Below are 23,824 nucleotides of genomic sequence, written 5' to 3'. Positions count from 1 at the left end.
TCATTAGTGGAACAGGGTGAACAGCCCTTTGCCGCCCACCTTGTAGTTGAGATCGCGCGGCCGCTCGCCCATGGGCTTGGCGCCGCTGCCGCCGACGATCTTGTACGGGGCCACTTCCTTGCCCACCACGGTGTTGGCGGTGACCACCGCGCCGCGGCCGATGCGCGCGCCGTGGCCGATCAGCGCGCCGGTGGCGATCCAGGCGTAATCGTCGATATACACCGGCGCAGACACCGACCAGAATTCCGGCGCGCTCAGGTCGTGGCTGCCGGCGATGATTTTGGCGTAGGAGGCAATGGCGACGTGATCGCCGATGATCAGCCCGGCGCGGGCGTCCAGCAGGCAATGCCAGGCCACGCAGCTGTCCGCGCCTATCACCAGATTGTTGACCCCCAGCACCTCGGTGTTGCGCCACACGCTGGAGCCCTTGCCGATGCGCGCGCCGCCCAGGCGCAGCCAGGCCAAGCGCAGATGATGGGACGGCAGTTTGTTGATCAGAATGTTGTAGCACTGCTCCCAGGCGCGCAGCCAGCGGTCCTTGAAAGTGGGCCAGTTGAGGCCGTAACGCGGCACCAGTTGGGTGGGCACTTCGTCGCGCAGCAGCGCGTAGAAGCGGCTCGCCAACGGATGCGGGATGCGGCTTTCCATATTCACGGAAACGATGGAGACGCGCGGCTCCGCGGCGTCGCCCTCTTCGAAGGCCACATTATTGGCCAGCATCCAGTCGTAGGCGGCGGCCAGTTCCGCCGCCGGAACGCCAAGGCGCGCGGCGTAGCCGTCCAGGCGCTCGCGCAGCGCGCTGCTGTGGTAAATACGGTGGCGTAGCGTCAGCGCCGGCGGCGCGGGGGGAAGGTCGGTCGGGTTCATCGCGGTTTCGCTTTCGAATCGATTGGCGCGGAGCCTGCCGGCGCGGAGAGGGTCAACAGCGGGTCGCCGCGGCCGGCCAGCCGGCGCGCCGCTTGCAGATTGACGCCCATCAGCAGCCAGAACAGGCCGATCAGCACCATGGTGAAGCTGTAATAGTGGTCAAACAGACCGGTGAGCAGCGCAGCCAGCAAGCCGGACAGGGTGCCGAGCCAGATGGCGCGCTCCGGGTCCAGCGCGGACAAGGGGCCACGCGGCCGCGCCTCGCGCCACCAAGCCACGGTGACGGCGACGAATAGCAACATGCCGGGCGCGCCCAGCTTGTAGACGAAGTTGAGCCACAGATTGGAGATGCCGAGCAGGCCGCTGTCCGGCGGCGGCGGATCCACCTTGAAACCCAGGCCCAGCGGGTAAGCGCGCACCGCGTCGGGGAAGCGGCGGTATTCGTCCATGCGCACCTCGGTGCTGGCGTTGCTGGCGGAAAAGGTCGTGGCCAGACGCTGTTGCAAGGGCGGGTAAAACAGGACCAAGGCCAGGCCCAGCGCCGCGGCCAGGCCGATGATGCGGCCGGCATGCGGCGCGCGCCGCCAGCTCAGCCAAAGCAAGACCAGCGCCAGGCTGACGATGGCCCCGCGTGAAATGCTGAACAACAGGCCGGCCGCGCCCAACAGCGCCACCGTCAAGCCCAGCAGCCGGCGCCAGCCGCGCTGCGTCAAACCGTAAAAGAAAGCCAGCGGCAGGAAGAGCGCCAACGCGCCGCCGGTGAGGTTGGGGTGCACCCAGGGCGAGGCCATGCGGGTGTAGTTGGCGGAGAAGATGTCGCGCACCGCTTCCGGGTGGGCGTAGCGCAGTTTCTCCAGCACCGGGATGAAGCTGTTGGCGTCGCGGTCCTTGAGAAAGTAGCCGATGGACAGCAGCAGCATGGCCAGCGTCCCCAACAGCAACATCACGATCAGACGGTCGCGGCTGCGCTCGTCCGGCAGCAACAGCGGGGCCAGGAACAAGGCGGACAGATTAAGCAGCCAGCGCGCCCAGTTGACCGGGCCGTTGCCGTCGGCCTGCACCATCAGCTGTCCCGCCAAAAACGGCAGCAGGCTGAAGGCCATCAGCCACAACAAGCGCCGCTCGACGCGGCCGCTCGGCCATTGCAGGACGCCGACGGCCAAGCGCGGCAGCGCGCCCAGCCAGGCCAGGCCCAGCAGCGCCTCGGATACGGTGACGCGCACGCCCAGTTGCACCGTGGAATAGGGCGTCAGGGTGGCGGCGAAGCCGAACAAAACCAGACCCAGCAGCGGCGCGCGCAGCACGGCGACTCCGGCGCAGGCGGCGGCCAGCGCCAGCGCGGCGGCGGCCGGGCTGAAGGCCAGTAAGCCGCCGAACAATAGCCCGCAGACCAGGGCGAGCGCGCGGTTCAGCGGCGTCATGCCAGCAGCCGGTCCAATAGCTGATCCACGCGGCGGCGATAGGCATCCATATCGTAGCGTCGCGCCCAGGCGCGGTTGGCGTCGGCGTCGCCGTCCGGCCCGGCCGCGGCCAGCCGGTGCATCAGGGCTTGCAGCCCGCTGGCGTCGTTGGGGGCGAAGCGCGCTGCTTGCGGCGGCGCGACTTCGTCCAGCGCCGAGCCGGTGGCCACCGCCACCGGCGTGCCTTGCGCCAGCGCCTCTATCACCGGCAGGCCGAAGCCTTCCGCGTAGGACGGTTGCCACAGCCGTTCCGCCGCCGCGTACACCGCGCTCAACATGCCGTCGTCCAGATCGCTGAGCCAGATCAGCCCCTCCAGCCGCCGCAGTTCCGCCGGCAGGTCTTCCGGCCGCGCCACCAGCGCCAACGCCGGCAGGTCCGGCTGGCGCTGACGCGCCTTCCGCCATTGCTCAACAAACCAGGGCATGTTCTTGCGCGGTTCGCGCGCGCCCACCGCCAGCCAGTAGCGCGCCGGCAGCGAGGCTGGCAGCACCGCGGCCGGCGCGGCCGGCTGCGGCACCGCGTTGGGCAGCAGCGCCAGTTTGGCGCGCTGACGCGGGAACAGCCGCGCGGCGGCGTCGGCGGTGAATTGCGACGGCGTCCATATCGCGTCGGCGCGCTGCAAGGAACGCGCGGTGCCGGCCCAGTCGATTACGCGGTAAGCCAGCGCGCGCAGCAGGCTGACGTGATAGTTGTCCAGAGTCAGCTGGAACACATCGTGCAGCAGCATGGCGTAGCGCACGCCGCCGGGCGCGCGCCAGAGCGGCAGACCGGTGTTGGCGGTGGCGATGTACAGGTCCAGCCGACGGGCGCGGATGGCCCGCGGCAAAAAACGGCATTCGAAATGCCAACGCTCGCGCGGGCGGTGCAGTCCGTCCGCAGGACTGGGCCGCGCCGGGCATTCGGCCAGCCGCCGGTGGGGATGGTCTGCCGGACAGGCGGTGAAGCGCAGCACTTCCACGTTCGGCCGCGCCGCCAACGCGGCTTCCAGCGCCAGCACTTGCCGCGCGATGCCGGAGCGCGGCGCGGCGGTGACCGGACGGTAATCAATTCCGATGCGCATGTCTCAGCTCCCGATACAAGGTTTCCAGCTGGTCGGCGGCGATGGCCCAATCGTGCCGCCTCCTCACGTATTCCCGCCCAGCCGCGCCCAGGCTGGCGGCGCGCTCCGGCCGGCTCAGCAGCGCGGCGGCGGCCTCGGCCAGCTGCTCGGCGTCGTCGCCCCTCAGGTAATCGCTGTCGGGCCGCAGGTCCAGCCCGGACGCGCCCTGCGGCGTGCTCAGCAGCGCCAGGCCCGCGGCCAGCGCCTCCAGCACTTTGAGCTTGGAGCCTCCGCCCTGGCGCAGCCCGGCGATGAAGGCGGCGGCGCGGCGCTGCTGCGTCGAGAGTTCCGGCACAAAGCCCAGCCACTCCAGACGCTCGTCCGGCCACCGCCGCGCCCAGTCTTCCGGCATCGCGTAACCGCATATCGCCAGCCGCGCCCGCGGCAGCCGCCGCCACAACCGCGGCATCACTTCCTCCGCCAGCCAGACGACGGCGTCGCGGTTGGGCGGGTATTCGAAATTGCCGACGAACAGCAGGCGCTGGCTGGCGTAATCCGGACGCACTTCGGAGAAGGCGTCGGCGTCCACGCCGTTGATCACCACGTCCACCAGCCGGCCGCTGTGCTGAGCCATTGCCGCGGCATCCTCCCAGGTGACGGCGGCGACGCGCTCGGCGGCGTTCAACGCCAGGGCCGCCCAGCGCCGATAACGCCAGCGGTCCCACCACACAAAGGGCGCGCACCAGCGCGGCAGGTGCTGATAAGTGGCCGCGCCCAGCTCGGATTCGACATTGTGCTCGGTCAGCAGGAAAGGCTGACCGTGGCGGCCCAACACGTCCAGAAAGGGCTGCAAGCCGTAACTGTGCTCGATTTGCACCACGTCCCAACGCTGGCGCAGCAGGCCGTCGAAGGTTCGGCTCAAGTCCGGCGCCAGGCCGTTGACGCTGGCCAGCAGCGGATACGGGCCCAGCGCGGCGGCCAACAGCGTCAGCGGGTGTTTCAGCGGCCGGCGCGGCAGCACGATCAGCCGTTCAACAATGCTTTCCAGCTGGCGGCGGCAGGCGTCGCTGGCGGGCTCCTTGCTCTGCACCAGCAAGGTGATGCGATGGCCGCGCGCCGCCAGCGCGCGCAGCAGTTGGAACTGACGCAGCTTGCCCCCGCTGGTGGTGGGCCAGGGCAGATAAGGCAGGGTCCACAAGATACGCAGCGGCGGACACGCGCCGGTGGAACCGAGGGAAAGAGGACGGTGAAGAGACCCCGGTTTCATTCTCGCCACTCCAAAATTTGCAGCTGCGGCGTCACCGTCACGCGCAGGCTGTCTCCAGCGGCGCTCAAGGCGGTGCTGCCTCCGCTCAGCGGCTGACGCAGCGTGGCGCGGGCGATGCCGGGCAAACGCGCCGCGCCGCCGCTCGCGCTCCAGAACATCCACAGGCGCGCGCCGTCCGGCTTGCGCCAGGCGATGCTGTACAAACCATCCGGCGCGGCGTCCAAGCGCGGCGGCGCCGCCGGCTCCAGCCGCGGGCCGGTAATGGCGAGGAAACGCGCCAGGGCCTTATAGGCGGGCTTGGGCTTGCCGTCGAGATCCAGCAGGCCGTAGCCGCGGTCGCGCGCGCTGGCGCGCTGGTCCAGATCGGACAACGCGAACAGGAAGACGCGGTCGTAATCCAGCGCGCTCATCAACGCCAGCCGGCGCAATAGATAATCCGCCTGGCCGTCGCGGCCGATGATGTCCTGCTCTTCCTTGGGCCCGGCGTAGCTGGACCAGCCCCATTCGGTGGCCCAGATCCCCGGCGCCTTGACCTGACGCAGCCGGGCGTTGATCTGCTGCGCGCGCAGCACGAAGTCCCGCGTTTTAGGATCGTCGCCCTCCGGCTGCTGGCTGTATGGGTGGTAGGCGACGATGGTTTTCAGGTTCAGGCTTCCCTTCTTGCCCAGCTCCTCCAGCATCAGCCCGCCGCGCACCGGCATCTGACTGTAATAAGCCATGCCGGCCATCACCACCGGCTTGCCCGGCGCAGCGGCGCGCAGCGCTTCGGCGCTGGCCTGCAACAAACGGCCGTACCCTTCCGGACTGGGCAGCGGCCGCCAGAAGCCGGGCAGATTGGGTTCGTTCCACACCTGCCAGGCATCCACCGTCGGATAGCGCCGCGCCAACATGGCCATGCGCTTGGCGAACACCTTGTCGTCCTTGGGCGGGTACTGGTCGCTGGAGCCAAGCAGCGGCGGCACGCTGCTGGCGAAGGGCGCCGACCCCACCAAGTAAAATACCGATTTGAGCTTCTGCGCCTTCAGCGTGTCCACCAGTTGGTCCAGCGGTGCAAACACAAACTGGTTTTCCTTGGGCTCGTGGCGATCCCAATGCAGATCCACGCGCACCCAGTTCAGGCCCAAGGACTTGAGCTGCTGCATCTGGCGCTGGTATTGCGGCGGCGTGAACCACAGGAAATGCGCGTTGACGCCAAGGAAATCGCGCCACACCACCGGCCGGCCGGCGGTCAGCTCGGTGGTTTCCGCGCGCGGGCCAGCCGCGGCCAAACCCAGAACCGCCGCCAGAACCAACATCCGCCGCGCCGCGCCGCCGCGCGCGCTAGCCATGCGCTCTCTCCCGCAGCGCCGTCTGAAACAATTGCAGAAATTGCGTCGCCACACGCGGCCAAGCGCGCTCCCGCCCCAAGCTCCGCGCCTGCTCGCTATGCTGACGCAAGCGCTCCGGCTGACGCAGCAGCCCGCTCAAGGTCCGGGCCAGCGCCGCGCTGTCGCCCCGGGCGTACACCGCGCCGTTGCCGAAGGAGGCCTCCTCGGCCAGGGCGCGGGCGTCGGAACAGACCACGCCGCGGCCGCAGGCCACCGCCCAGGACAGCGCGCCGCTGGCGCCGCACATCCGGCCCAGCAAGGCCAGCTTCCACGATTCCCGATAAGGCAGCACCATGGCGTGATTGGCCTGGATCAGGCCGGGGATCTCGGCCGCCGGCAGGTCCGGCCGCCATTCCAGCATGTCCCGGTGCAGCCCCAGCAGGATGGCTTGCTGGCGCAGGGATTCCAGATAAGAGCCGGAGCGGCCGAAGGCGACGTCCGGCGCCACTCCGCCCGCCAGGGTCAGCCTCACCCGGTCACGGGTATCCGGCTCTTCCTGCAGCAGCGCCAGCGCGTCCAGCACATCCTCGATGCCCTTGCCCTGGTAGATGTAGCCGAAGTACAGCAGCCGCAACGGCCCTTGCGGCGGCAAGGCCGGCAACGGCTGAGCGGGGATCTCGCAATTGCCGTGCGCGATATGGAACACCCGCCCGTCCGGCAACCGCATCCGCCGGGCCAGGCGTTCCGCGCCGATGGTCGTCAGCGTCACCAGCCGGGTCAAGCGCCGGGCCAGCCGCCGCTCTCGCGCCAGCGTCAGCGGAGCGGCCAGCAAGGCGGCGGCCTGGCCAAGCGGGCGCGGCAGCCGCCGCGGCAAGCCGGGCGGCCTCCAGACCAGGCGTTCCGGGTCATGAACGGTGGCGGTCAGTCTCAGTTCCGGCTGATGACGCGCCAGCCACTCCAGCGCCATGAACTCGCCGCAGCGCCCGCCTCCCAGCTCCGCGTGCACCAGATCGAAACGCCGCCAGTCCACGTTCTGCATCTGCCAGGACAGTTCCAGAGCGTTGCTCGCCAGCGGCAGCCCCCCCAGCGGAGAGACGACGCTGACGCCTTCGTTTTCCAAAGCCCGGCGCCAGGCGTCGGCATAGTCGGCAATGCCGTTCTGCTCCGACGGCAGCGGAGCCAACAGGGCGATCTTCATCTGCCTTCTCCTTTCCAGCGCGCCGCGCGTTTCAGCACGGCGGCGGGGATTTCAAAACGGCGGCGGTTGAGCACAATGCCGTCCACCTGTCCAAACGCGGTGCCGAGGATGGCCAGCGCGTTTTCCACCACCGGCACCGTGGAGGCGCGCGCCTCCACCACCAGCAGGATCAGATCGGCGCGCTTCAACTGCACAAAGGCCTGTTGATTGTCGAGCAGCGCCGGCGCCTCGATCAGCGCCACTTCGCCGGGGCCGACGCGCGCGTCGCCGGCGGCCAGCCTTGCCGGCACGCCTCGCTCGGCCAACACGCGCAGGAACTGGCCGGCGATGAAGCTGACGCCCTCGCCGCGCCGCGAGGACACCAGACCGATCACCAGGCCGTCTCGCGCCAGCTTGTCTGCCGGCAGTTGGCTGTAAAGTCGATAGACACTGGCTTCGAACGCCGGAGGCGGGGTTTGGCCCGGTTCCAATTCCATCAGCGTGCTCCACAGCGGCACGCCAAAACGGCGCTCAACGCCCCCACCATCGTGAATGCGCTGGTCCAGCAGGTAGCACAGGTAGAGCACGAACAGCCCCACCGCCAAACCGGCCGGCACCGCGGCCAACAGGATGGCCAGGCTCTTGGGAAACACTCGCGCCGGGCTAAAGGTGGCTTGCTCGATCACCGCGATATTGCTGATGCGGCTGTTGTCCAGCTCACGGTCGATGCGCGCTTTTTCCAGACTGTCGCGGTAGAGCAGGTAGTTCTTTTCCGCCACCGCCAGATTGCGCTCCAGCCGCGACAGCTCCGGCTCCACGCTCAGAATGCGCGCGCGCTCGTCCTTCAGCGCGGCGATGGCCTTGTCGTAAGCCGCCACCTTGGCCTTTAGCTCGCCGGCGCGCATGCCGCGCTCCAGCTTGCCGCGCTCCAGCAGATTGACGAGGTCGCTGGGCACGCGGTTTTCCGAGCGCTGCACCGTGTCTTTTTCACGCGCGATCAGCGCCTTGAGCGCGGCGATGTTTTCGTCCAGCTCGCGGATGGGCGGCGCGTCCGGCAGATAAGTCTTGAGCTTGTCCAGCCGCTCCAACTCCAAGCCGTTGAGCTTGAGCTTGAGATCCTGCTGCGCCGGATTCAGGCTCAGTTCGCGCTCCTTGGTGATTTCACGCGGCAGCTTGCCGCCGCTGGCCTGGGCATTGGCGATGCCGCCCTGCGCCGCCATCCAGTCCGCCTGGTCGGCGCTGCGCGCCGCCTCCAGCTTGTTGAGCTGGTCGGTGAGGCTGTCCAGCCTCTCCTTGGAACTGATGCCGTCGATCTGGCGCAATTGTTGGCCGATGCGTTCCTTGTAGCCGGCGATCTGCTCGGCCAGCTTGCCGCTCTCGGTTTCGTAAAACGCGTACAGGCTTTTGCGGCCCAGCGCGCGACTGCGCTCATCGATGTACAAGGACAGCCACTTGGCCAGCACTTGCTGCGCCACCGCCGGATCGTCCCAGCTGAAAGCGATTTCCATCACCGCGGAGCCGCTCTGATGGCTGACGCTGAACTGTTTTTCCAGCCTGGCGGCCAGCCGCTCTTGCGGGGTCTGCGTTTCCACCACCCCGATCAGGGCCAGCGCGTCGCGCACTCCGTCCAACACCGTGGCGGCGGCCTGCTTCGCCTGATACTTGAAGGTTTTCCACCAGCCTTGCGGCGGCGGAGAACGCATTTCGTTCAGGTAGTAGTCGGCGACTTGGTGGATGATGGGGCGGCCGGTCAGCAGCTTTTCCTCATCCACGATGGGATCGCGCTGGGTGCTGGGCGCCACCAGCGTCTGACGGTCGGCGTATTCGATCGGCAGCGTGCTGGTGTCGCGGCCGGGCTTGACCAGCAGCCGCGCCTCGGATTCGTAGCGGGCCGGCAGCAAGAAAGCGCCCAGCACCGCCACCAGCACGGTGGCGGCGAACGCCCATTTGAACTCCCGCCGGAAGATGAAAAACAGGCGGGCCAGATCGCGGAAGGAGCGGATTTCTATCATGTCGCTATCGCCGGTGCGGACCAGGGGCTAACCGCCGGCCTTGATGGTGGGGTTGTTCTGGATGTTGACGTTGTTGCTGCCTTTGCCGCCCAGGTCGTAATTCAGGCCGATGCCTATCGCCTTGGAGAAGGGCAGCAGCTGGTTGACGTACATGTCCACGCCTTCCACCGCCTTGCCGATGGCGGATTTGGGCACAAACACGATGTCGCCGCGTTGCAGCATGACTCCGCGCCGTCCGGCGGCCGGGTCCAGCATCCGCGCCAGATCGGTGAAATAGATCTGATACAGGCCGGTCTCGTCCATGCGCAGCAGCGCCACGTGCTCGCTGTCGGCGGACGGCAGGACGCCGCCGGCGCCGATCACCGCTTGTTCTATGCTGGCGGCGGCGCTCAGTTCGAAGGCGGACGGATTGCGCACTGCGCCGCCTACGAAGACGCGGTTGCCCGGCGCGATGGCGATGTTGACGGTGACTTGCGGCTGGCGATACAGCGTGGACAGCCGGTCGGTGATCTCCGCCCCTATTTCCTCCGGCGTGCGGCCGCCGCCGCGGACCAGGCCGGCGTGGGGGTAGGAAAAGCTGCCGTCCGGGCGCACGAAGAACAGCGCCATCTCGTCTTTTTCGGCCGGAGATTGCGCGTCGCGGACAATGCGCAGGGTGTCGCCGTTCATTACCCTGGTGACGGGCGGCGGCAATTGGCTGATGTCGCGCAGCGCCAGCTGCCGCGCTTCCACGGTCTTGGCGTCCGGCAGCGCGATGGTGCTGGGGGTGGAACAGGCCGTCAGACCGCCCAGAACGGCGAACAACAAAACGGCGGCGAGTTTGGCGGTAGTCATCGCATTCATTTCCAATAAGCGGGGAACATGCTGAGGCGGCGCTTGAGCGCGCGCGGCAGCCAGCGCTCGACATGGCCCAGGCGGTAGCCGGCCAGCTTGAGCGCGCAACGCAGCAACACTTCGGACTGCCGCCACGGCTGGCCTGCCCGGCGGACGGTTTCCAGCTCGGAGCGCAGAAAACGCCGCCCTTCCGCGCCAGCGCGGCCAAAGCGCTCGGCGATCCAGCGCTCGCGGCCGTAAAACACGCCGATATCGAAATAGCGGCGCATTTCCTCCAGCAGTCCGTAATCGTGCGAGTGGTGAACGCAGGCGGCGGCCTCGTAACGCACCGCCCAGCCGGCCAGCAGCATGCGGCCGGCGACGTGGGCGTCTTCGGAGCCGATCACGTCGGAGGGGAAGCCCCCCACCTCCCGCAAGGCCTCGCGGCGATAGGCGGCGAAGGAGTCCGAGCTGAAACAGGTCTTGATGCCCAGTTCGGCGGCGTCGGCCAGCCGCTTGGTGCGGCTGAACGGTGGGTAATTGAAACGGCGCGCGTGCGCGCCCAACAGGCCGGCGTCCGGCTGCGGCAGTTGGCGGCCGTAGGCGACGCCGATGTCGTCCTCCGCCAGCAGCGCGTCGCGCAAGCGGCGCAAGGCGTCGGGCCCGGCCGGGATGGCGTCCTGGGTCAGATAGATCAACACCTTGGCGTCGGTCAGTTCGCTGGCTAGCCGGCGCGTGCCGCCGTGATTGAAATCCGCGGCGCGCACCGGCACCACGCTGGCGCCGGCGGCCAGCAGGCGCGCCCGGCTGCCGTCGCTGGACTCGCTGTCCAGCGCCAGCCATTCGTCCGGCCGCAAGCTTTGCGCCGCCAGTGCCGGCAACAGCCGGTCCAGGTGGCGGCCGGCGTTGCGCACAGGCAGGATCAACGCGGTGCGGCTCACGGCGCGGCCTCCGAGCGGCCGTAGTCATCGGCGAAGCGCACGATGTCGTCCTCGCCCAGGTATTCGCCGCTTTGCACCTCGATCAATACCAGGTCGATCAGCCCGGGGTTGCTCAATCTATGCGTTTCCCCGGCGGGAATGAAGGTGGATTCATTGGTGTGCAGCAAGCGCTCTTCTTGGCCGTGGGTCACCATCGCGGTGCCGCTGACCACGATCCAGTGCTCGCTGCGGTGGTGGTGCATCTGCAAGGACAGCGACGCGCCCGGCTTCACCACGATGCGCTTGATCTTGTAGCGTTCGCTGTCCGCCAGCACGGTGTAATGGCCCCAGGGCCGCTGCGAGCTCAGATGCAGCCGCCAGGCAGGATGATTCTGGTCCTGCAGCCGCCGCGCCAGCTCGCGCACTTCCTGGCTGCGCCCGCGGTCTGCCACCAACAGGGCGTCCGGGGTGTCCACCACCGCCAGATTGTCCACGCCCAGCATCGCGATCAAGCGGCCGCGGCTCTGGATGAAGCAATCATGGCTGTCCCGCAGCAAGGCGTCGCCGCTGACGCGGTTGCCGTCCGCGTCGGCGGGAAACTGCTCGGCCAGGCTGTCCCAGTTGCCGATATCGCTCCAGCCCAGTTCGCAACGCACCACCGCCGCGGCGCGGGTGCGCTCCATCACCGCGTAGTCGATGGAAATGTCCGGGCAACGGCCAAAGCGCTCGCGCTCCAGCGCCCGCAAGCGGTGGTCCGCGCTCTGGGACGCAGGGCTGTGCGCCAGGCAATCCCGCACCGCCGCCAACACATCGGGCGCGTGTTCGGCCAGTTCCTCGCACAAAGCAGCGGCGGAAAAGCAGAACATGCCGCTGTTCCACAAATGCCGTCCGCCAGCCAGATAGCCTTCGGCGGCGGCGTGGTCCGGCTTTTCCACGAAGCGAGCTACTTCCTGTCCGTCAGCGCCTATCGCCGCGCCGGCCTCGATATAGCCGAAACCGGTTTCCGCGCGGCTGGGCTTCAAGCCGAAAACGACAATGCGTCCATCGCCGGCCAGCCGCGCGGCTTTCTCCACCGCGGCGGCGAAGGCGGCTTCGTCGGCGATCAGATGATCCGCCGGTAGCGCCAATAGCAAGGGATTCGCCGCCGGTTCGCGCTCCAGCAGGTCCGCGGCGGCCGCCGCCAGCGCTGGAGCGGTATTGCGCCCTTCCGGCTCCAACAGCAGCTCCAACGCCAACCCGCCGGCGTTGACCGCCCGGCATTCGTCCAGGGTGCGCAGTTGCGCCTGCTGATTGGTGATGATCATCACCCGCTTCACCCCCGGCAGGCGCGCGGCGCGCAGAAAGGCCTTCTGCAGCAGGCTCTGATCGTCGGCCAAGCGGATGAAGGGTTTGGGAAAAGCCTGCCGGGACACCGGCCACAAGCGGGTGCCGGCGCCGCCGGACACGATGCAGGGAATCAGTTCTGGAATTTGGGTTTGCATGGCGGCCTCAATAGGCTTCGTCGGCCGACAGCACGGCCGGCAGAGTGCGGATCAGAATGTAGGCGTCGAACCATAGCGACCAGTTCTCGATGTATTCGAGATCGTGCGCCACCCGGCCCTCTATCTTGGCCAGCGTGTCGGTTTCGCCGCGGTAGCCGTTGACCTGGGCCCAGCCGGTAATGCCCGGCTTGACCCGATGGCGGGCGGAATACTCCGCCACCGCGTCTTCGAACAAGACACCGGCGGCCTTGGTGGCGGTTGCGTGCGGACGCGGCCCCACCATGGACATGCTGCCGCCCAGCACATTGAGCAATTGCGGCAGTTCGTCCAGGCTGGTCTTGCGGATGAAGCGCCCGACGCGAGTCACGCGCGGGTCGCTGCGTGTGGTTTGCGCCTCGGCGTCGGCGTCGGTCCTCTCCACGTACATGGAGCGGAATTTGTAGACCTCGATCAAACGGTTGTTGTAGCCGTAGCGCCTTTGCCGGAACAACACCGGCCCCGGCGAATCCAGCTTGATCAACAAGGCGATCAGCAACATCAGCGGCGTGGTCAGCGCCAGCGCGCAAACGGCGAGCAACACGTCCTCGCAGCGTTTGAGCAAGGGCGACCATCCCTTGAGCGGGCGCTCGGAAATATTGAACATCGGCAACCCCGCCACCGCGGTCACCCGATGATGAGCGTGCTGCAAGCCCGCCATGTCCGGCGCCAGCAGCACCGTCACCGGCAAGCGCCGCAGCAAGCTGACCAAGTCCCCCATCCGCTTGACCGCCGCCCACGGCAGCGCCACCAGGATTTGCTGCACCTCGCCCTCGCGGACCATCGTCTCCAGCCGGCGCATGCCGCCCAAATAAGGCAGGCCGGCCATGGCGTGCTGCAAGCGGTCCGAACGATCGTCCACAAAGCCGATCACGCAGGCGCGAATGTCCGCGTTCTCCCTCAGAAAGCCGGCCAGCAAATGGCCGCTGGCGGTACAACCCAGGATCACCGTGCGTTGGAGGCCCACGCCGCGACGCACCAGCCGGCGGCACCACACGTGCACCAACAAACGCTGCGCCAGCAACAAGGCCAGCGTCGCCGTAAACCAGACCGGCCACAGCCGGTCCGGCAAGGCGGCCAAGGCCGGGGACAGCCCGCGGGCCAGCCACAAGACCAAAAACAAGAGCACGCACGCCGCGGCCAAGGGCCGCAGGCGCAACTGGCGTAAAAACATGCCTCCGCCGTAAACGCCCAACGCCTGAAAAGACAACAAAGCCAGCACGCCGGCCAACAACAAGAGCTGTCCGGCCTGCCCGCGGGCCGCCGCGGCGGCCGGATCAAACAACAGCAAAATACAGCCGGGCGCCAGCACCATCGCCAGGTGCGTCAACCGGGCCAGCAGCCGCAGATAGGTCAAGGTCTCGGGGTAGAACTGCACCAAGCCGTCCACATTGCGAATTCGCATATTACAAACCATTAAGTTTAATTTGATTAAACAAATCCACCTTTTCAGTTTAAAATTTTACTTTAATGTCTTTAAATATTTTGCTAAATATCGCAGCAAAGCGCCAGCAACGCAACCAGGATTTACGCTGTACCGTGAAATCTGTTGTCAAAATGAATGTAAAGCGAAGCCCACAGGCTGACTGCGCAACGATTTATCGATTAAAATCACAAGATCAGCCTTAGTAAGGAACGATGCGATGTATCAGTCCGATTTCACCCAATTCATCAACGGCTTTCTGGAAGAACACCCGGAAGTGGACAGCCAGCGCCGCGAGCTGCGCCTGACCCTGTGGGACCGTCAATTGAACGCCGACGACCAGAAGCGCTGGAAAGAATCCCGCGTTCCGCAGCAGCCCTACGTTTACCAGCCGGAATAAAACCGGCTCCCCGCCTGACCCGACGCCCGCGCCGCGGGCGTTTCCGATTGCACTGCATACCCATGACCAGCCGCACCCTGGCGCTAGACGGCGCCTTGCACGACTACTTGCTGAACATCAGCCTCAGCGAACATCCGGTGATGCGCGAGCTGCGCGAATTCACCGCCACCCACCGCATGGCCAAAATGCAGATCGCGCCGGAACAAGGCCAGTTCATGGCCTGGCTGGCTCAACTGATCGGCGCGCGCCGCTATCTGGAAATCGGCGTGTTCACCGGCTACAGCGCGCTGGCGGTCACCTTGGCGATGCCGGCGGACAGCCGCACGCTGGCCTGCGACGTCAGCGAAACCTTCACCGCCGTCGCCCGCGACTACTGGGCCCGCGCCGGCGTCGCCGATCGCATCGAACTGGTGCTGCAACCGGCGCTCGCCACCTTGCGCGAGCAACTGGCCTCCGGCCAAGCGGGTCAGTACGACCTGGCTTTCATCGACGCGGACAAACCCGCCTACCGCGACTATTACGAAGCCTGCCTGCAACTGGTGCGCCCCGGCGGCGTGATCGCCATCGACAACATCTTCCTGTCCGGCCGCGTGGTGGAACCCAAGCCGGAAGACCCGCCCGGCGTCCACCTGATGCACGAATTCAACGCCGGCCTGAAACACGACTCGCGCATCCGCATGTGCGTGCTGCCGGTGGGGGATGGGCTGACCTTGTGCACGCGGCTGGCCTGAGCCCCACAGGCGACCGCGGCCATGAACTTTTCATGATCCGCCGCGGTCTGACCCGCTTTAGAACGTGTTGACGATCTCGCGAGCTAAGGCGAGACAAGGCGAAAACCGCTGAGAAAGCGGAATGTACATACGGTACATGAGCATTTCGAAGGGGTTTTCAACGCCGTATCGCCGACGCGCAGCAGATCGTAAACAGGTTCTTAGCCGGCCCACTTGGGCCGGAGCCCGGTGTATCATGACCGCTTGCCAACGCTAACAGACGCTCCATGCTCAATCGCCGTCCCCGCCGCCAGATGAACCAGATGAACGTCGTGCCTTACATCGACGTGATGCTGGTGCTGCTGGTCATCTTCATGGTGACCGCGCCGATGTTCACGCCTGGCGTGATAGAAGTGCCCAGCGTGTCCCAAGCCGCCAGCATCGACACCCGTCCGCTGGAAGTGACCGTGGACGCCCAGGGCAAGATTCAACTGATAGACCAAGACCGCAAGACAGACGTCGCCTCCGTCGCCGACCTGGCCACGCAGATCCAGGCGCTGGGCGCGGCCGAGCGCCCAGTGGCCATCTCCGCCGACGCCAACCTCAAATACGCCGAGGTAGTGCGCATCGCCGACAAACTCCACCAGGCCGGCGTCAAGCGCGTGGCGCTGACGGTCAAGCAGCAAAAGCAGGGATGATGGCCGCAGTGTCCACCTCGCCGCGTCCTTGGTCGCTGATCGTTTCGGTGCTGCTGCACGTCGCCGTGGGCGGCCTGCTGCTGTGGGGCAGCTTCCATTCCCAAACCTTGCAGGAACAAGCGCCGGTGGCGCTGGAGCTATGGACCACCGCGCCGCCGCCGTCCGCGGTGGCCGAACCCAAGCCCGCGCCGGTGGTGGAGCCGCCGCGTCCCGCCGTGGCGGAGCCTCCGGCCGACGTCAACCTGGGCCGCCACAAGAAACCGCCGGAGCCGCCCAAGCTCAAACCTGAACCCAAGCCCGAGCCTAAGCCGGAGCCCAAACCCGAGCCGGCGAAGAAGCCCGAACCCAAACAAGCGGACAAACCGGCCGAGAAAAAACCGGAGGCCAAAGCGCCGCCGGCGACGGCCGCCAAGCCGCAGGCCAAACCCAAGCCGTCCAAGACCTACAATCCGGAGGCTGACGACCTGCTGGCCAGCCTGGACAGCCCCCGCACCCACGGCAAAGCCAATGCGCGCAGCGACCAGGCCGGTTCCCCCAACGGCGTGGCCGGCGGCGCGGCCAACGGCTCGTCAACGGCCAAGGCCGGCTGGATCAGCCGGGTCAAGGCCAAAGTCACTCCGCTGGTGCAGGTGCCGCCGGAACTGAGCGGCAACCCCAAGGTAGTGTTGCAGGTCAGCCTGCTGCCCTCGCTGGAAGTGAACCGGGTTCAACTGCTGCAAAGCAGCGGCAGCAAGGCCTACGACGACGCGGTGCAAAGGGCGATCTGGGAAGCGAAAACCTTTCCGGCGCTGCCGCCCGGCGCCAATTTCAACGACGGCTACCGGCAGTTCAAAATGGAATTCCGTCCCAGGTCATAAGACGGATCAAGCACAAGCCATGATGGAACGGCTGCGGCGTCGCCTCATGCCGATAGACTGATTCGAGGGAACTAATGTCCAGCTTTAAAACTCTGTTGAATATGCTGCTCGTCACGCTGGGCCTGATGGCCGCAGGCGGCGCGCAAGCGGAAATGACTATTGAGATCGTCGGCGGCGGGGCGAATCGCCACGCCATCGCCATCGCTCCGTTCAAGGACGAGGCCAACGCCCAGGGCGGCCTGGGTCCGGTGATCAAGAACGATCTGACGATTTCCGGCGTCTTCCGCATGGTGGACGCGGCCGGCGTGGCCAATGTGCCGTTTGAGCCTGCTGACATCCGCTACCCGCTGTGGCAAGCCGCCGGCGCGCAATCCGTCGCCATCGGCAAGGTGGAGGCCGCCGGAGGCGGGCAGTTGAAAATCAGCTTCCGGCTGATGGACGTCGCGCAAAAGAAACAACTGACCGGCGGCGAATTCACCGTCACCCCGGACCGCACCCGCCAAGTGGCGCACGCGATCGCCGACATGATTTACGAGGCGATCACCGGCCAGAAAGGCTTCTTCAACACCCGCATCGTTTACGTGCTGAAGACCGGCGGCAGCTATCTCTTGCAAGTGGCGGACGTGGACGGCGGACGCGCCCAGACCATTCTGCGCTCCAGGGAGCCCATCATCTCCCCGAGTTGGAGCCCGGACGGCGGACGCATCGCCTACGTGTCGTTTGAAAGCAAGAAACCGGTGGTCTGGGTGCAGAACTTGGCCACCGGCCAGCGTTTTGCCGCCGCCAACTTCAAGGGCAGCAACTCCGCCCCGGCCTGGAGCCCGGACGGCAGCAAGCTGGCGGTGGTGCTGACCACCAGCGGCAATTCGCAGATTTACGTGATCAACGCCAACGGCGGCGGCTCGCGCCGGCTGATGTACAACGGAGGCATCGACACCGAGCCCACATGGAGTCCGGACGGCGGCAGCCTGTACTTTGTCTCCGACCGCGCCGGCGGCCCGCAGATCTACCGCGTGTCCGCCGACGGCGGCAACGCCCAGCGCGTCACCTGGGAAGGACGCTACAACGTGTCGCCCAAGGTGTCGCCGGACGGCAAGACCCTGAGTTACATCCGTCGCGAGGGAGGCAACTTCCGCGTGATGGCGCAAGACCTGGCCACCAACGACAGCCGAGTGCTGTCGGACGGCGGCTACAACGAACGCCCAAGCTTCGCCCCCAACGGCCGCATGGTGCTGTACGCCAGCGACGCCGGCGGCAAGAGCGTGTTGTACGCCGCCACCACGGATGGCAGCAGCAAAGTGAAATTGGCCGTTATCAACGGCGATGTACAGGACCCGGCTTGGGGCCCATTTAATCGTCCTTAATTGGAGCTATTGATATGAACTGGAAACAACTCGTCCTCGGCACCGCCACCGTAACCCTGCTGGCCGCCTGCGCCAGCACCAAACCGGCCGACACCACCACTGGCACCCAGCAGCCCACCGCGCCGCAGACCACCGCGCCGGTGGACACCGGCAGCGGCAACCAGAACCAGGTGTCCGTGGATCCGCTGAACGATCCCAACAGCCCGCTGGCCAAGCGCAGCGTCTACTTCGGCTTCGACTCCTCCTCCGTCGACGCCAACGGCAAACCGGTAGTGGAAACCCACTCCGCCTACCTGAAGCAGAACGCTGACAAAAAAGTCATCATCCAGGGCAACACCGACGCCCGCGGCAGCCGCGAATACAACCTGGCCCTGGGTCAGCGCCGCGCCGAAAGCGTGAAAAAGGCGATGGAAGTGCTGGGCGCCAAGGAAAGCCAGCTGGAAGCGGTCAGCTTCGGCAAGGAAAAACCGCGCGCCACCGGCAATACCGAAGCGGACTTCGCAGAGAACCGTCGCGCCGACATCGTGTACCAAGGGCACTAAGCCCAGACCGCCGGCCCGATTCGGGGTCGGCTTTTACAGCCGGACATCGGGCGGGTGCGTTTTCACGCGCTTGCCGTTAAGATATCCGGCTGTATTCATTGCCACCCAACTCAAAAGCGTCGTCCCCTCCGGGGCGGACGGCGGGACATCCCGGGACAACCATGAAACGGCTCACCCTTTGCAGCGCGCTGCTGCTGGTCCTCACCGGCTGCGCCACCACCGGCGATCTGGAAGAAACCCGCCGCCAGCTGGACCAAGTCAACCGCCAGGCCTCCACCCGTCTCAATGAAGTGGAAAGCAAGCTTTCCAATGAAAAGTTGCTGGAAATGGTCAGCCAGCTGGAAACGATGAAGGCCGAAGTGGCCAAACTGCGCGGCGACGTGGAAGTGCTGAACTACAATCTGCAAACCACCCAAAAGCGCCAGAACGATCTGTACAACGATCTGGACGGCCGGCTGGGCCATCTGGAGAACAGCGGCGCCAAGCCCATGCCCGCCACGCACGGCGACGCCTCGGGCTCCGCGGACGGCGGCGCGGCCACCAGCCCGGATTACGACAAGGCGCTGAACTTGCTGCGCGCTCGCGACTTCGCCAAAGCCGCCGACGCGCTGCGCGGCTTCATCGAACAAAACCCGCAGGCGCCGCAAGTGGCTGAAGCCACTTACTGGCTGGGCGTGTCCCACACCGCCTTGCGCCAATACGACGCCGCCATCGACATCCACCGCCGCTTCGTCGAGCAATTTCCGGACAATCACTTCGCGCCGGAGGCCCTGCGCAATATCGGCAACTGCCAGCGCGATCTGGGCCAGATGGATCAGGCCAAAACCACTTACAAACGCCTGATCAAACTGTATCCCAAGACCGATTCCGCCCAGAAAGCGCGTCAGCAACTGGCAAAAATGTAACACCCCGGCCGGCTCCCTTCCGGCCTTCATGCCCCATTTTGACGCCAGCCCGCCGCGGCTGGCTTTGTCTTATGCGCCATATTCTCCCCCGGCAAATATCTGATTTTTCAACAAAAAATTAAAACACAAATAATTATAACCACTGGTTATCGGCACGCCGCACCAAAATAGCGCATTGCTCCGTCTTTTCCATCCGCTTCTCCTCCCGCTCCCTCTTGCCTCGTCCATGCGTTTTCTCTACCAAACATGCTTACCGCATGACAATATATTCATTCTGGGTTTAAACCCAGGATAAAAACACAAACGACAAGATATACAAAGGAGTTACCCGTGATGAGAACCACACAAGCAAGCGGAACCCAATGGTTCCGGCTTGGCGCTATCGCCGTGGGCGTAGCGCTGATCGGCGGCCTCGCCGGCTGCGAAGACGACGGCAGCGGCAGCCAGCCCGGCGACGGGTCCAGCCATCATGGCGGCAGCGGCCGCCTGGCGGTGGACATCTTCGGCAACCGCGGCGGCGTGCTGACCGCAGTGCCCAGCGGCCTGTGCCTGGGCCAGCCGCGCGTGCAGTGGAGCAACGGCGCGCGCGGCTTCAGCGCCGAAGACAGCGCGCCGGACCAGCCGCTGACCGCCACCGTCAGCTGCGCGCTGACCAGCGCCAGCCAGACCCTGGTGCCGCAGAACGTGTTCAGCGCGCCGTCGGTGTTCGCCGTGCTGAAGGCGGACCGCACGCTGGCGGTCTGGGGCAGCCGCCGCCTGGGCGGCGACACTTCGGCCCTGCCCGCCCAACCCAAAGACGTAGTGGCGGTAGCCGGCAATGAACGCGCGATGGCCGCCTTGCAGGCCGACGGCACCGTCGTGGGCTGGGGCCGCGCCGGCTCCGGCGCCAGCTTCGCCGGCACGGTGGGCATAGGCAGCACCGATGCCACTTCGCCGGTGGCGCCGCTGAGCAAAGTGTCCAAACTGTGGCCCACCAAGCGCGGCTTCGTCGCGCTCAACGGCGACGGCAGCGCCACCAGCTGGGGCAATATCGAAACCACCTTCGACGGCAACGGCGGCTCCAAATCCATCTCCTCCTACTTCGACGCCGGCCGCCTGGCCGCGCTGAAGGACGTCGCCAGCGTCAGCCACAACCTGGGCGCGGTGGCGGTGCTGAAAAAGGACGGCAGCGTGCTCGCCTTCGGCGACCCCAACTCCGGCGGCGACGCCTCGCCGCTGGCCGCCAAGCTCAACAACGTGGTCAGCATCGCCGCCACCGACTACAACTTCGCCGCACTGAAAAAAGACGGCAGTGTGGTGGTGTGGGGCCTGAACTGGGATGGCCAGACCAGCGACTACTACGACGGCAGCGAGCCGATGCCGGCCGGCGTCAGCGCCGTGCAGACCAACCTCAACGTCTTCGCCGCGCTGAAGCAGGACGGCTCGGTCGCCACCATAGGCAGCGCCTACTTCGACCGCGGCGCCGACACCGGCCCGGTGGCCGGCAACCTGGCGGGCGTGGCCAAACTCTACGCCAGCAAGACCGCCTTCGCCGCCTTGCGCAAGGACGGCAGCGTGGTCACCTGGGGCGACGGCGCCCGCAACGACGCCAGCGGCGTGCAACACCAGCTCAACCGCGTGCGCTCCATCGCCGCCACCGAACTGGCCTTCGCCGCGCTGCGCCAGGACGGCAGCGTAGTGACCTGGGGCGATGAACTGCGCGGCGGCGACAGCAGCGCGGTGCGCCACCGCCTGCGCGATGTGGTGACCGTGTTCGCCAACGACTACGCCTTCGCCGCCTTGAAGGCCGACGGCAGCGTGGTCACTTGGGGCGCGCCCACCCACGGCGGCGACAGCTCCGCCGTCCGCTCGCGCCTGGTCAATATCCGCGCCATCTACAGCACCCCGCTCGGCGGCTTCCTCGCCGTGGCCAAGGACGGCAAGTTCGTCGCCTGGGGCAGCCCGTCCGCCGGCGGCAACGCGCCGGCCGGTCTTGCCGCCATCCCCTACGTCAAGAACTAAGTCCCCGACGCATTGGAGCAACAGAACATGAACCGCAAGAACTCGCTATCCCTGCTGATCGCCGCGCTGCTGGCCGGCGCCGGCGCTGAAATCGCGGCGGCCGCGCCCTCCGCCGCCGGCATCACCGGCATCATCGTCAAATACCACAGCGTCTCCCAGCTGCAACTGACCCAGGCGCGCATCGCCAACGGCGGCCGCGCGCCGTCCAGCCGCCCGGCGGATTTCGCCGCCCGCACCCAACGCGTGCAGCAACTGAGCGGCAGCCCGCTGCAATTCCATCATCAGATGGGCACCGGCGCCTACGTCTATCAAAGCGGCAAAGCGCTGAGCGTGGCCGAGGCCCAGACCCTGGCGCGCAAAATCCAGCAAGACCCGGCGGTGGAATACGCCGAGCCGGACTTCGTCATGAGCCCCAACTATCTGCCCAGCAGCCCGCTATACGCCGGCAAGCAATGGGATATGCAGGCCAGCGCCGGCGAACCGGGCGCGATGAACCTGCCCGCCGCCTGGGACCTGTCGCTGGGCGCCGGCGTCACAGTGGCGGTGCTGGACACCGGCTACCGTCCGCACGCGGACCTCAAGCCCAACCTGCTGGAGCCGGGCTACAACTTCATCTCCGACCCCAAACGCGCCCGCCTGCCCGCCGTGGCACAAACCAACGCCGACGGCAGCCCGCTCTTGGACAGCAACGGCCAACCGGTGCAAAGCGCGCGCACCAACAACGGCCTGGACCAAGGCGACTACAGCGACGGCAGCCTGTGCCGCGCCGGCAATAGCAGCTGGCACGGCACCCACGTGGCCGGCACCATCGCCGCGGCCGCCGGCGACGCCAACGGCCTGACCGGCGTGGCGCCCAAGGCCAAGTTGCTGCCGTTGCGCGTGTTGGGCCAGTGCGGCGGCGCCAGCTCGGACATCGCCGACGCCATGCTGTGGGCGGTGGGCGCCACCGTGCCCGGCACGCCGATCAACGCCAATGTGGCGCGGGTGCTGAGCATGTCGCTGGGCGGGGCCCAGCCTTGCAGCCGCACCTATCGCGATGCCATCCAGCAGGTCAACGCCCGCAACGGCGTGGTGGTGGTGGCCGCCGGCAACGCGATGAAGAACGTGCGCAACACCAACCCGGCCAGCTGCCCCGGCGTGATCACCGTGGCCTCCAACGGCAAATCCGGCGGTATCGCCTCCTACTCCAACTACGGCGCGATCACCACCGTCACCGCGCCGGGCGGCGACCTCAACAGCGGCGACCCCGGCATCTACTCCACGCTGAACAGCGGCACTACCGTGCCGGGCGCCGACAGCTACGCCGCCTTCCAGGGCACCTCGATGGCCACGCCCCACGTCGCCGGCCTGGTGGCGCTGATGCTGTCCTCCAACCCCAGCCTCAACTGGAAAGCGGTGCGCAACATCCTGATCAAGACCGCGCGCCCACCGGCGGCGGACTGCGAAGGATGCTCCGCCGGCATCACCGACGCCGCCGCCGCGGTGCGCGCGGCCAAACTCAACTAAAGATCGCCTCTCCCCGCACACGGGAGCGCTCTACCGTCGCGGGTCCGGTTCCGGCCTGACCCGCGGCGGTCTTTTTGTCGCCGCCCCGCTTCAGTATCATTGGCTTTCCGCCCATCCTCCGCGAGCCCGCCATGCCCCTGCCCGATACCCTCACCCTGGCCGCCTTCGCCCTGCTGGCTTTGGCCCTGCTGGCGGAAAGCCTGCGTCTGCGCTGGCCGTCGCGTCTGGCCGCGCTCAGCAGCGCCGGCGTCGCCGTCGCATGCGGCCTGGTGCAGCCCTTGGGCGCGGCGGCCCTCATCGCCGCCCTCGCCGTCAGCCTGGCCGCGCGCCACTACCGGCGGCCGGAGCTGTGGCTGGTCTGGATCGCGCTGCTGCTGGCGCTGGCGCTGCACGCCCTGCCCGGCTTCGACAACCCCTTGCTGTGGCAGGGCCTGAGCACGCCCAACAGCGCGCCCTACCGGCTTTACTGGAGCTACGACAAGGGCGCCGCCGGCTGGCTGCTGTTGATGGTGCTGAGCGCCAGCCCGCAGGTGGAGCGACGCTGGGGCCCGGCCGCCGCCGGCGTCGGCGCGCTGCTGCTGCTGATCGTGCTGGGCCTGGCCAGCGTGGCCGGCGTCATCGCCTGGGCGCCGAAGTTGCCGCACTGGCTGCTGCCCTGGTTGTTCGCCAACTTCTTCCTGGTCTCGCTGGCCGAGGAAGCCTTCTTCCGCGCCGGCCTGCAACGCTGGCTGGAGCTGCGCACCGAACCCTTCGCCGCCTTGATGGCCGCCTCCGTGGCCTTCGGCCTGGTCCATGTCGCCGGCGGCTGGGTCTGGGTCGGCCTCGCCACCCTGGCCGGCCTGGGTTACGGCCTGGTTTACGCCGCCACCCGCCAGGTCTTGTGGGCGGTGCTGGCCCATGTCGCTTTCAACGCTGTACACCTGATTCTGTTCACTTATCCGCGGCTGATGTGATATGCCCTAAGTACCTTGATGTCAAAATAAAAAACCATAACGGCAGCAGGCCCCAATCGGGTAAAATCACGGCTTTAGCCTCAAC

Annotated in this window: 21 protein-coding genes; 10 read left to right on the top strand and 11 right to left on the bottom strand. The window is 66.9% G+C overall.

The genetic code is table 11. From position 1 onward, the window contains the following. Positions 1–3: 3 nt before the first annotated feature. From GYH29_RS00510 to GYH29_RS00460, 11 genes are read right to left on the bottom strand one after another with little or no spacing between them, the layout of a single operon-like run. Positions 4–867 (bottom strand): acyltransferase, encoded by an 864-nt coding sequence (locus GYH29_RS00510; RefSeq protein ID WP_019101438.1) that lies wholly within the window; start codon positions 865–867, stop codon positions 4–6. Continuing rightward, a complete protein-coding gene (locus GYH29_RS00505) occupies positions 864–2,288 on the bottom strand; it encodes an O-antigen ligase family protein (protein ID WP_081549957.1) in 1,425 nt (474 codons plus the stop codon). Before GYH29_RS00505 ends, GYH29_RS00510 begins: the two co-directional genes overlap by 4 nt. Next, a complete protein-coding gene (locus tag GYH29_RS00500) occupies positions 2,285–3,388 on the bottom strand; it encodes a glycosyltransferase family 4 protein (RefSeq protein WP_043592462.1) in 1,104 nt (367 codons plus the stop codon). The genes GYH29_RS00505 and GYH29_RS00500 overlap by 4 nt, the downstream gene beginning before the upstream one ends. Beyond that, positions 3,372–4,634 carry a glycosyltransferase gene (locus GYH29_RS00495; RefSeq protein WP_198001630.1) on the bottom strand — a complete coding sequence of 421 codons (1,263 nt, stop codon included), beginning with the start codon at positions 4,632–4,634 and terminating at the stop codon, positions 3,372–3,374. Before GYH29_RS00495 ends, GYH29_RS00500 begins: the two co-directional genes overlap by 17 nt. Beyond that, positions 4,631–5,962, bottom strand: a complete 1,332-nt coding sequence (locus tag GYH29_RS00490) for a cellulase family glycosylhydrolase (protein ID WP_081575740.1) — start codon at positions 5,960–5,962, stop codon at positions 4,631–4,633. Before GYH29_RS00490 ends, GYH29_RS00495 begins: the two co-directional genes overlap by 4 nt. Beyond that, the gene (locus GYH29_RS00485; RefSeq protein WP_118266310.1) at positions 5,955–7,139 is read right to left on the bottom strand and encodes a glycosyltransferase; all 1,185 of its coding nucleotides are present in this window, start codon (positions 7,137–7,139) and stop codon (positions 5,955–5,957) included. The genes GYH29_RS00490 and GYH29_RS00485 overlap by 8 nt, the downstream gene beginning before the upstream one ends. Beyond that, positions 7,136–9,130, bottom strand: a complete 1,995-nt coding sequence (locus tag GYH29_RS00480; protein ID WP_019104154.1) for a GumC family protein — start codon at positions 9,128–9,130, stop codon at positions 7,136–7,138. Before GYH29_RS00480 ends, GYH29_RS00485 begins: the two co-directional genes overlap by 4 nt. Before the next feature lie 27 nt (positions 9,131–9,157). Continuing rightward, positions 9,158–9,964, bottom strand: a complete 807-nt coding sequence (locus GYH29_RS00475) for a polysaccharide biosynthesis/export family protein (protein ID WP_019104153.1) — start codon at positions 9,962–9,964, stop codon at positions 9,158–9,160. A gap of 5 nt (positions 9,965–9,969) precedes the next feature. After that, the gene (locus GYH29_RS00470; RefSeq protein WP_019104152.1) at positions 9,970–10,884 is read right to left on the bottom strand and encodes a glycosyltransferase family 2 protein; all 915 of its coding nucleotides are present in this window, start codon (positions 10,882–10,884) and stop codon (positions 9,970–9,972) included. Then, positions 10,881–12,344 carry a mannose-1-phosphate guanylyltransferase/mannose-6-phosphate isomerase gene (locus GYH29_RS00465; RefSeq protein WP_019104151.1) on the bottom strand — a complete coding sequence of 488 codons (1,464 nt, stop codon included), beginning with the start codon at positions 12,342–12,344 and terminating at the stop codon, positions 10,881–10,883. Before GYH29_RS00465 ends, GYH29_RS00470 begins: the two co-directional genes overlap by 4 nt. A 7-nt stretch (positions 12,345–12,351) precedes the next feature. Continuing rightward, a complete protein-coding gene (locus tag GYH29_RS00460) occupies positions 12,352–13,785 on the bottom strand; it encodes an undecaprenyl-phosphate glucose phosphotransferase (protein ID WP_081575744.1) in 1,434 nt (477 codons plus the stop codon). 238 nt (positions 13,786–14,023) lie between these two features. Between GYH29_RS00460 and GYH29_RS00455 the strand changes: the two genes are divergently transcribed. The 10 genes from GYH29_RS00455 (at position 14,024) to GYH29_RS00410 (ending at position 23,739) form a co-directional block, all read left to right on the top strand. Then, the gene (locus GYH29_RS00455) at positions 14,024–14,203 is read left to right on the top strand and encodes a DUF3460 family protein (RefSeq protein ID WP_019101069.1); all 180 of its coding nucleotides are present in this window, start codon (positions 14,024–14,026) and stop codon (positions 14,201–14,203) included. A 62-nt stretch (positions 14,204–14,265) separates the two neighbouring features. Next, on the top strand, positions 14,266–14,934 hold the full coding sequence (locus GYH29_RS00450; protein WP_161523036.1) for a class I SAM-dependent methyltransferase: 669 nt from the start codon (positions 14,266–14,268) through the stop codon (positions 14,932–14,934). A gap of 266 nt (positions 14,935–15,200) precedes the next feature. Beyond that, complete coding sequence (locus tag GYH29_RS00445; RefSeq protein ID WP_019100362.1) at positions 15,201–15,611, top strand: biopolymer transporter ExbD; 411 nt, start codon at positions 15,201–15,203, stop codon at positions 15,609–15,611. Next, a complete protein-coding gene (locus GYH29_RS00440; protein WP_161523035.1) occupies positions 15,608–16,468 on the top strand; it encodes an energy transducer TonB in 861 nt (286 codons plus the stop codon). Before GYH29_RS00445 ends, GYH29_RS00440 begins: the two co-directional genes overlap by 4 nt. Positions 16,469–16,542: 74 nt before the next feature. Next, positions 16,543–17,832 carry a Tol-Pal system beta propeller repeat protein TolB gene (gene tolB, locus GYH29_RS00435; RefSeq protein WP_019102117.1) on the top strand — a complete coding sequence of 430 codons (1,290 nt, stop codon included), beginning with the start codon at positions 16,543–16,545 and terminating at the stop codon, positions 17,830–17,832. 14 nt (positions 17,833–17,846) lie between these two features. Continuing rightward, the gene (gene pal / locus GYH29_RS00430; RefSeq protein ID WP_019102118.1) at positions 17,847–18,374 is read left to right on the top strand and encodes a peptidoglycan-associated lipoprotein Pal; all 528 of its coding nucleotides are present in this window, start codon (positions 17,847–17,849) and stop codon (positions 18,372–18,374) included. 161 nt (positions 18,375–18,535) lie between these two features. After that, positions 18,536–19,279 carry a tol-pal system protein YbgF gene (gene ybgF / locus GYH29_RS00425; RefSeq protein WP_019102119.1) on the top strand — a complete coding sequence of 248 codons (744 nt, stop codon included), beginning with the start codon at positions 18,536–18,538 and terminating at the stop codon, positions 19,277–19,279. 333 nt (positions 19,280–19,612) lie between these two features. Beyond that, on the top strand, positions 19,613–21,280 hold the full coding sequence (locus tag GYH29_RS00420) for an RCC1 domain-containing protein (protein WP_083860661.1): 1,668 nt from the start codon (positions 19,613–19,615) through the stop codon (positions 21,278–21,280). A gap of 27 nt (positions 21,281–21,307) precedes the next feature. Then, on the top strand, positions 21,308–22,786 hold the full coding sequence (locus GYH29_RS00415) for a S8 family peptidase (protein WP_161523034.1): 1,479 nt from the start codon (positions 21,308–21,310) through the stop codon (positions 22,784–22,786). A gap of 131 nt (positions 22,787–22,917) precedes the next feature. After that, entirely contained in the window at positions 22,918–23,739 is an 822-nt protein-coding gene (locus GYH29_RS00410; protein WP_039755302.1) for a CPBP family intramembrane glutamic endopeptidase, read from the top strand. The last annotated feature ends 85 nt before the right edge of the window (positions 23,740–23,824 follow it).

Source organism: Chromobacterium haemolyticum (assembly GCF_009936155.1).
Classification (GTDB): domain Bacteria; phylum Pseudomonadota; class Gammaproteobacteria; order Burkholderiales; family Chromobacteriaceae; genus Chromobacterium; species Chromobacterium haemolyticum.
Note: the sequence above shows the minus strand (reverse complement) of the source record. Positions and strands in the feature narration are given on the sequence as shown.

Coding starts and splice junctions, on each gene's coding strand:
- GYH29_RS00495 (WP_198001630.1), bottom strand. CDS start 4,634: ATGAAACCGGGGTCTCTTCACCGTCCTCTTTCCCTCGGTTCCACCGGC.
- GYH29_RS00485 (WP_118266310.1), bottom strand. CDS start 7,139: ATGAAGATCGCCCTGTTGGCTCCGCTGCCGTCGGAGCAGAACGGCATT.
- GYH29_RS00510 (WP_019101438.1), bottom strand. CDS start 867: ATGAACCCGACCGACCTTCCCCCCGCGCCGCCGGCGCTGACGCTACGC.
- GYH29_RS00455 (WP_019101069.1), top strand. CDS start 14,024: ATGTATCAGTCCGATTTCACCCAATTCATCAACGGCTTTCTGGAAGAA.
- GYH29_RS00505 (WP_081549957.1), bottom strand. CDS start 2,288: ATGACGCCGCTGAACCGCGCGCTCGCCCTGGTCTGCGGGCTATTGTTC.
- pal (WP_019102118.1), top strand. CDS start 17,847: ATGAACTGGAAACAACTCGTCCTCGGCACCGCCACCGTAACCCTGCTG.
- GYH29_RS00410 (WP_039755302.1), top strand. CDS start 22,918: ATGCCCCTGCCCGATACCCTCACCCTGGCCGCCTTCGCCCTGCTGGCT.
- GYH29_RS00490 (WP_081575740.1), bottom strand. CDS start 5,962: ATGGCTAGCGCGCGCGGCGGCGCGGCGCGGCGGATGTTGGTTCTGGCG.
- GYH29_RS00480 (WP_019104154.1), bottom strand. CDS start 9,130: ATGATAGAAATCCGCTCCTTCCGCGATCTGGCCCGCCTGTTTTTCATC.
- GYH29_RS00420 (WP_083860661.1), top strand. CDS start 19,613: ATGAGAACCACACAAGCAAGCGGAACCCAATGGTTCCGGCTTGGCGCT.
- tolB (WP_019102117.1), top strand. CDS start 16,543: ATGTCCAGCTTTAAAACTCTGTTGAATATGCTGCTCGTCACGCTGGGC.
- GYH29_RS00440 (WP_161523035.1), top strand. CDS start 15,608: ATGATGGCCGCAGTGTCCACCTCGCCGCGTCCTTGGTCGCTGATCGTT.
- GYH29_RS00445 (WP_019100362.1), top strand. CDS start 15,201: ATGCTCAATCGCCGTCCCCGCCGCCAGATGAACCAGATGAACGTCGTG.
- GYH29_RS00450 (WP_161523036.1), top strand. CDS start 14,266: ATGACCAGCCGCACCCTGGCGCTAGACGGCGCCTTGCACGACTACTTG.
- ybgF (WP_019102119.1), top strand. CDS start 18,536: ATGAAACGGCTCACCCTTTGCAGCGCGCTGCTGCTGGTCCTCACCGGC.
- GYH29_RS00465 (WP_019104151.1), bottom strand. CDS start 12,344: ATGCAAACCCAAATTCCAGAACTGATTCCCTGCATCGTGTCCGGCGGC.
- GYH29_RS00500 (WP_043592462.1), bottom strand. CDS start 3,388: ATGCGCATCGGAATTGATTACCGTCCGGTCACCGCCGCGCCGCGCTCC.
- GYH29_RS00415 (WP_161523034.1), top strand. CDS start 21,308: ATGAACCGCAAGAACTCGCTATCCCTGCTGATCGCCGCGCTGCTGGCC.
- GYH29_RS00460 (WP_081575744.1), bottom strand. CDS start 13,785: ATGCGAATTCGCAATGTGGACGGCTTGGTGCAGTTCTACCCCGAGACC.
- GYH29_RS00475 (WP_019104153.1), bottom strand. CDS start 9,964: ATGACTACCGCCAAACTCGCCGCCGTTTTGTTGTTCGCCGTTCTGGGC.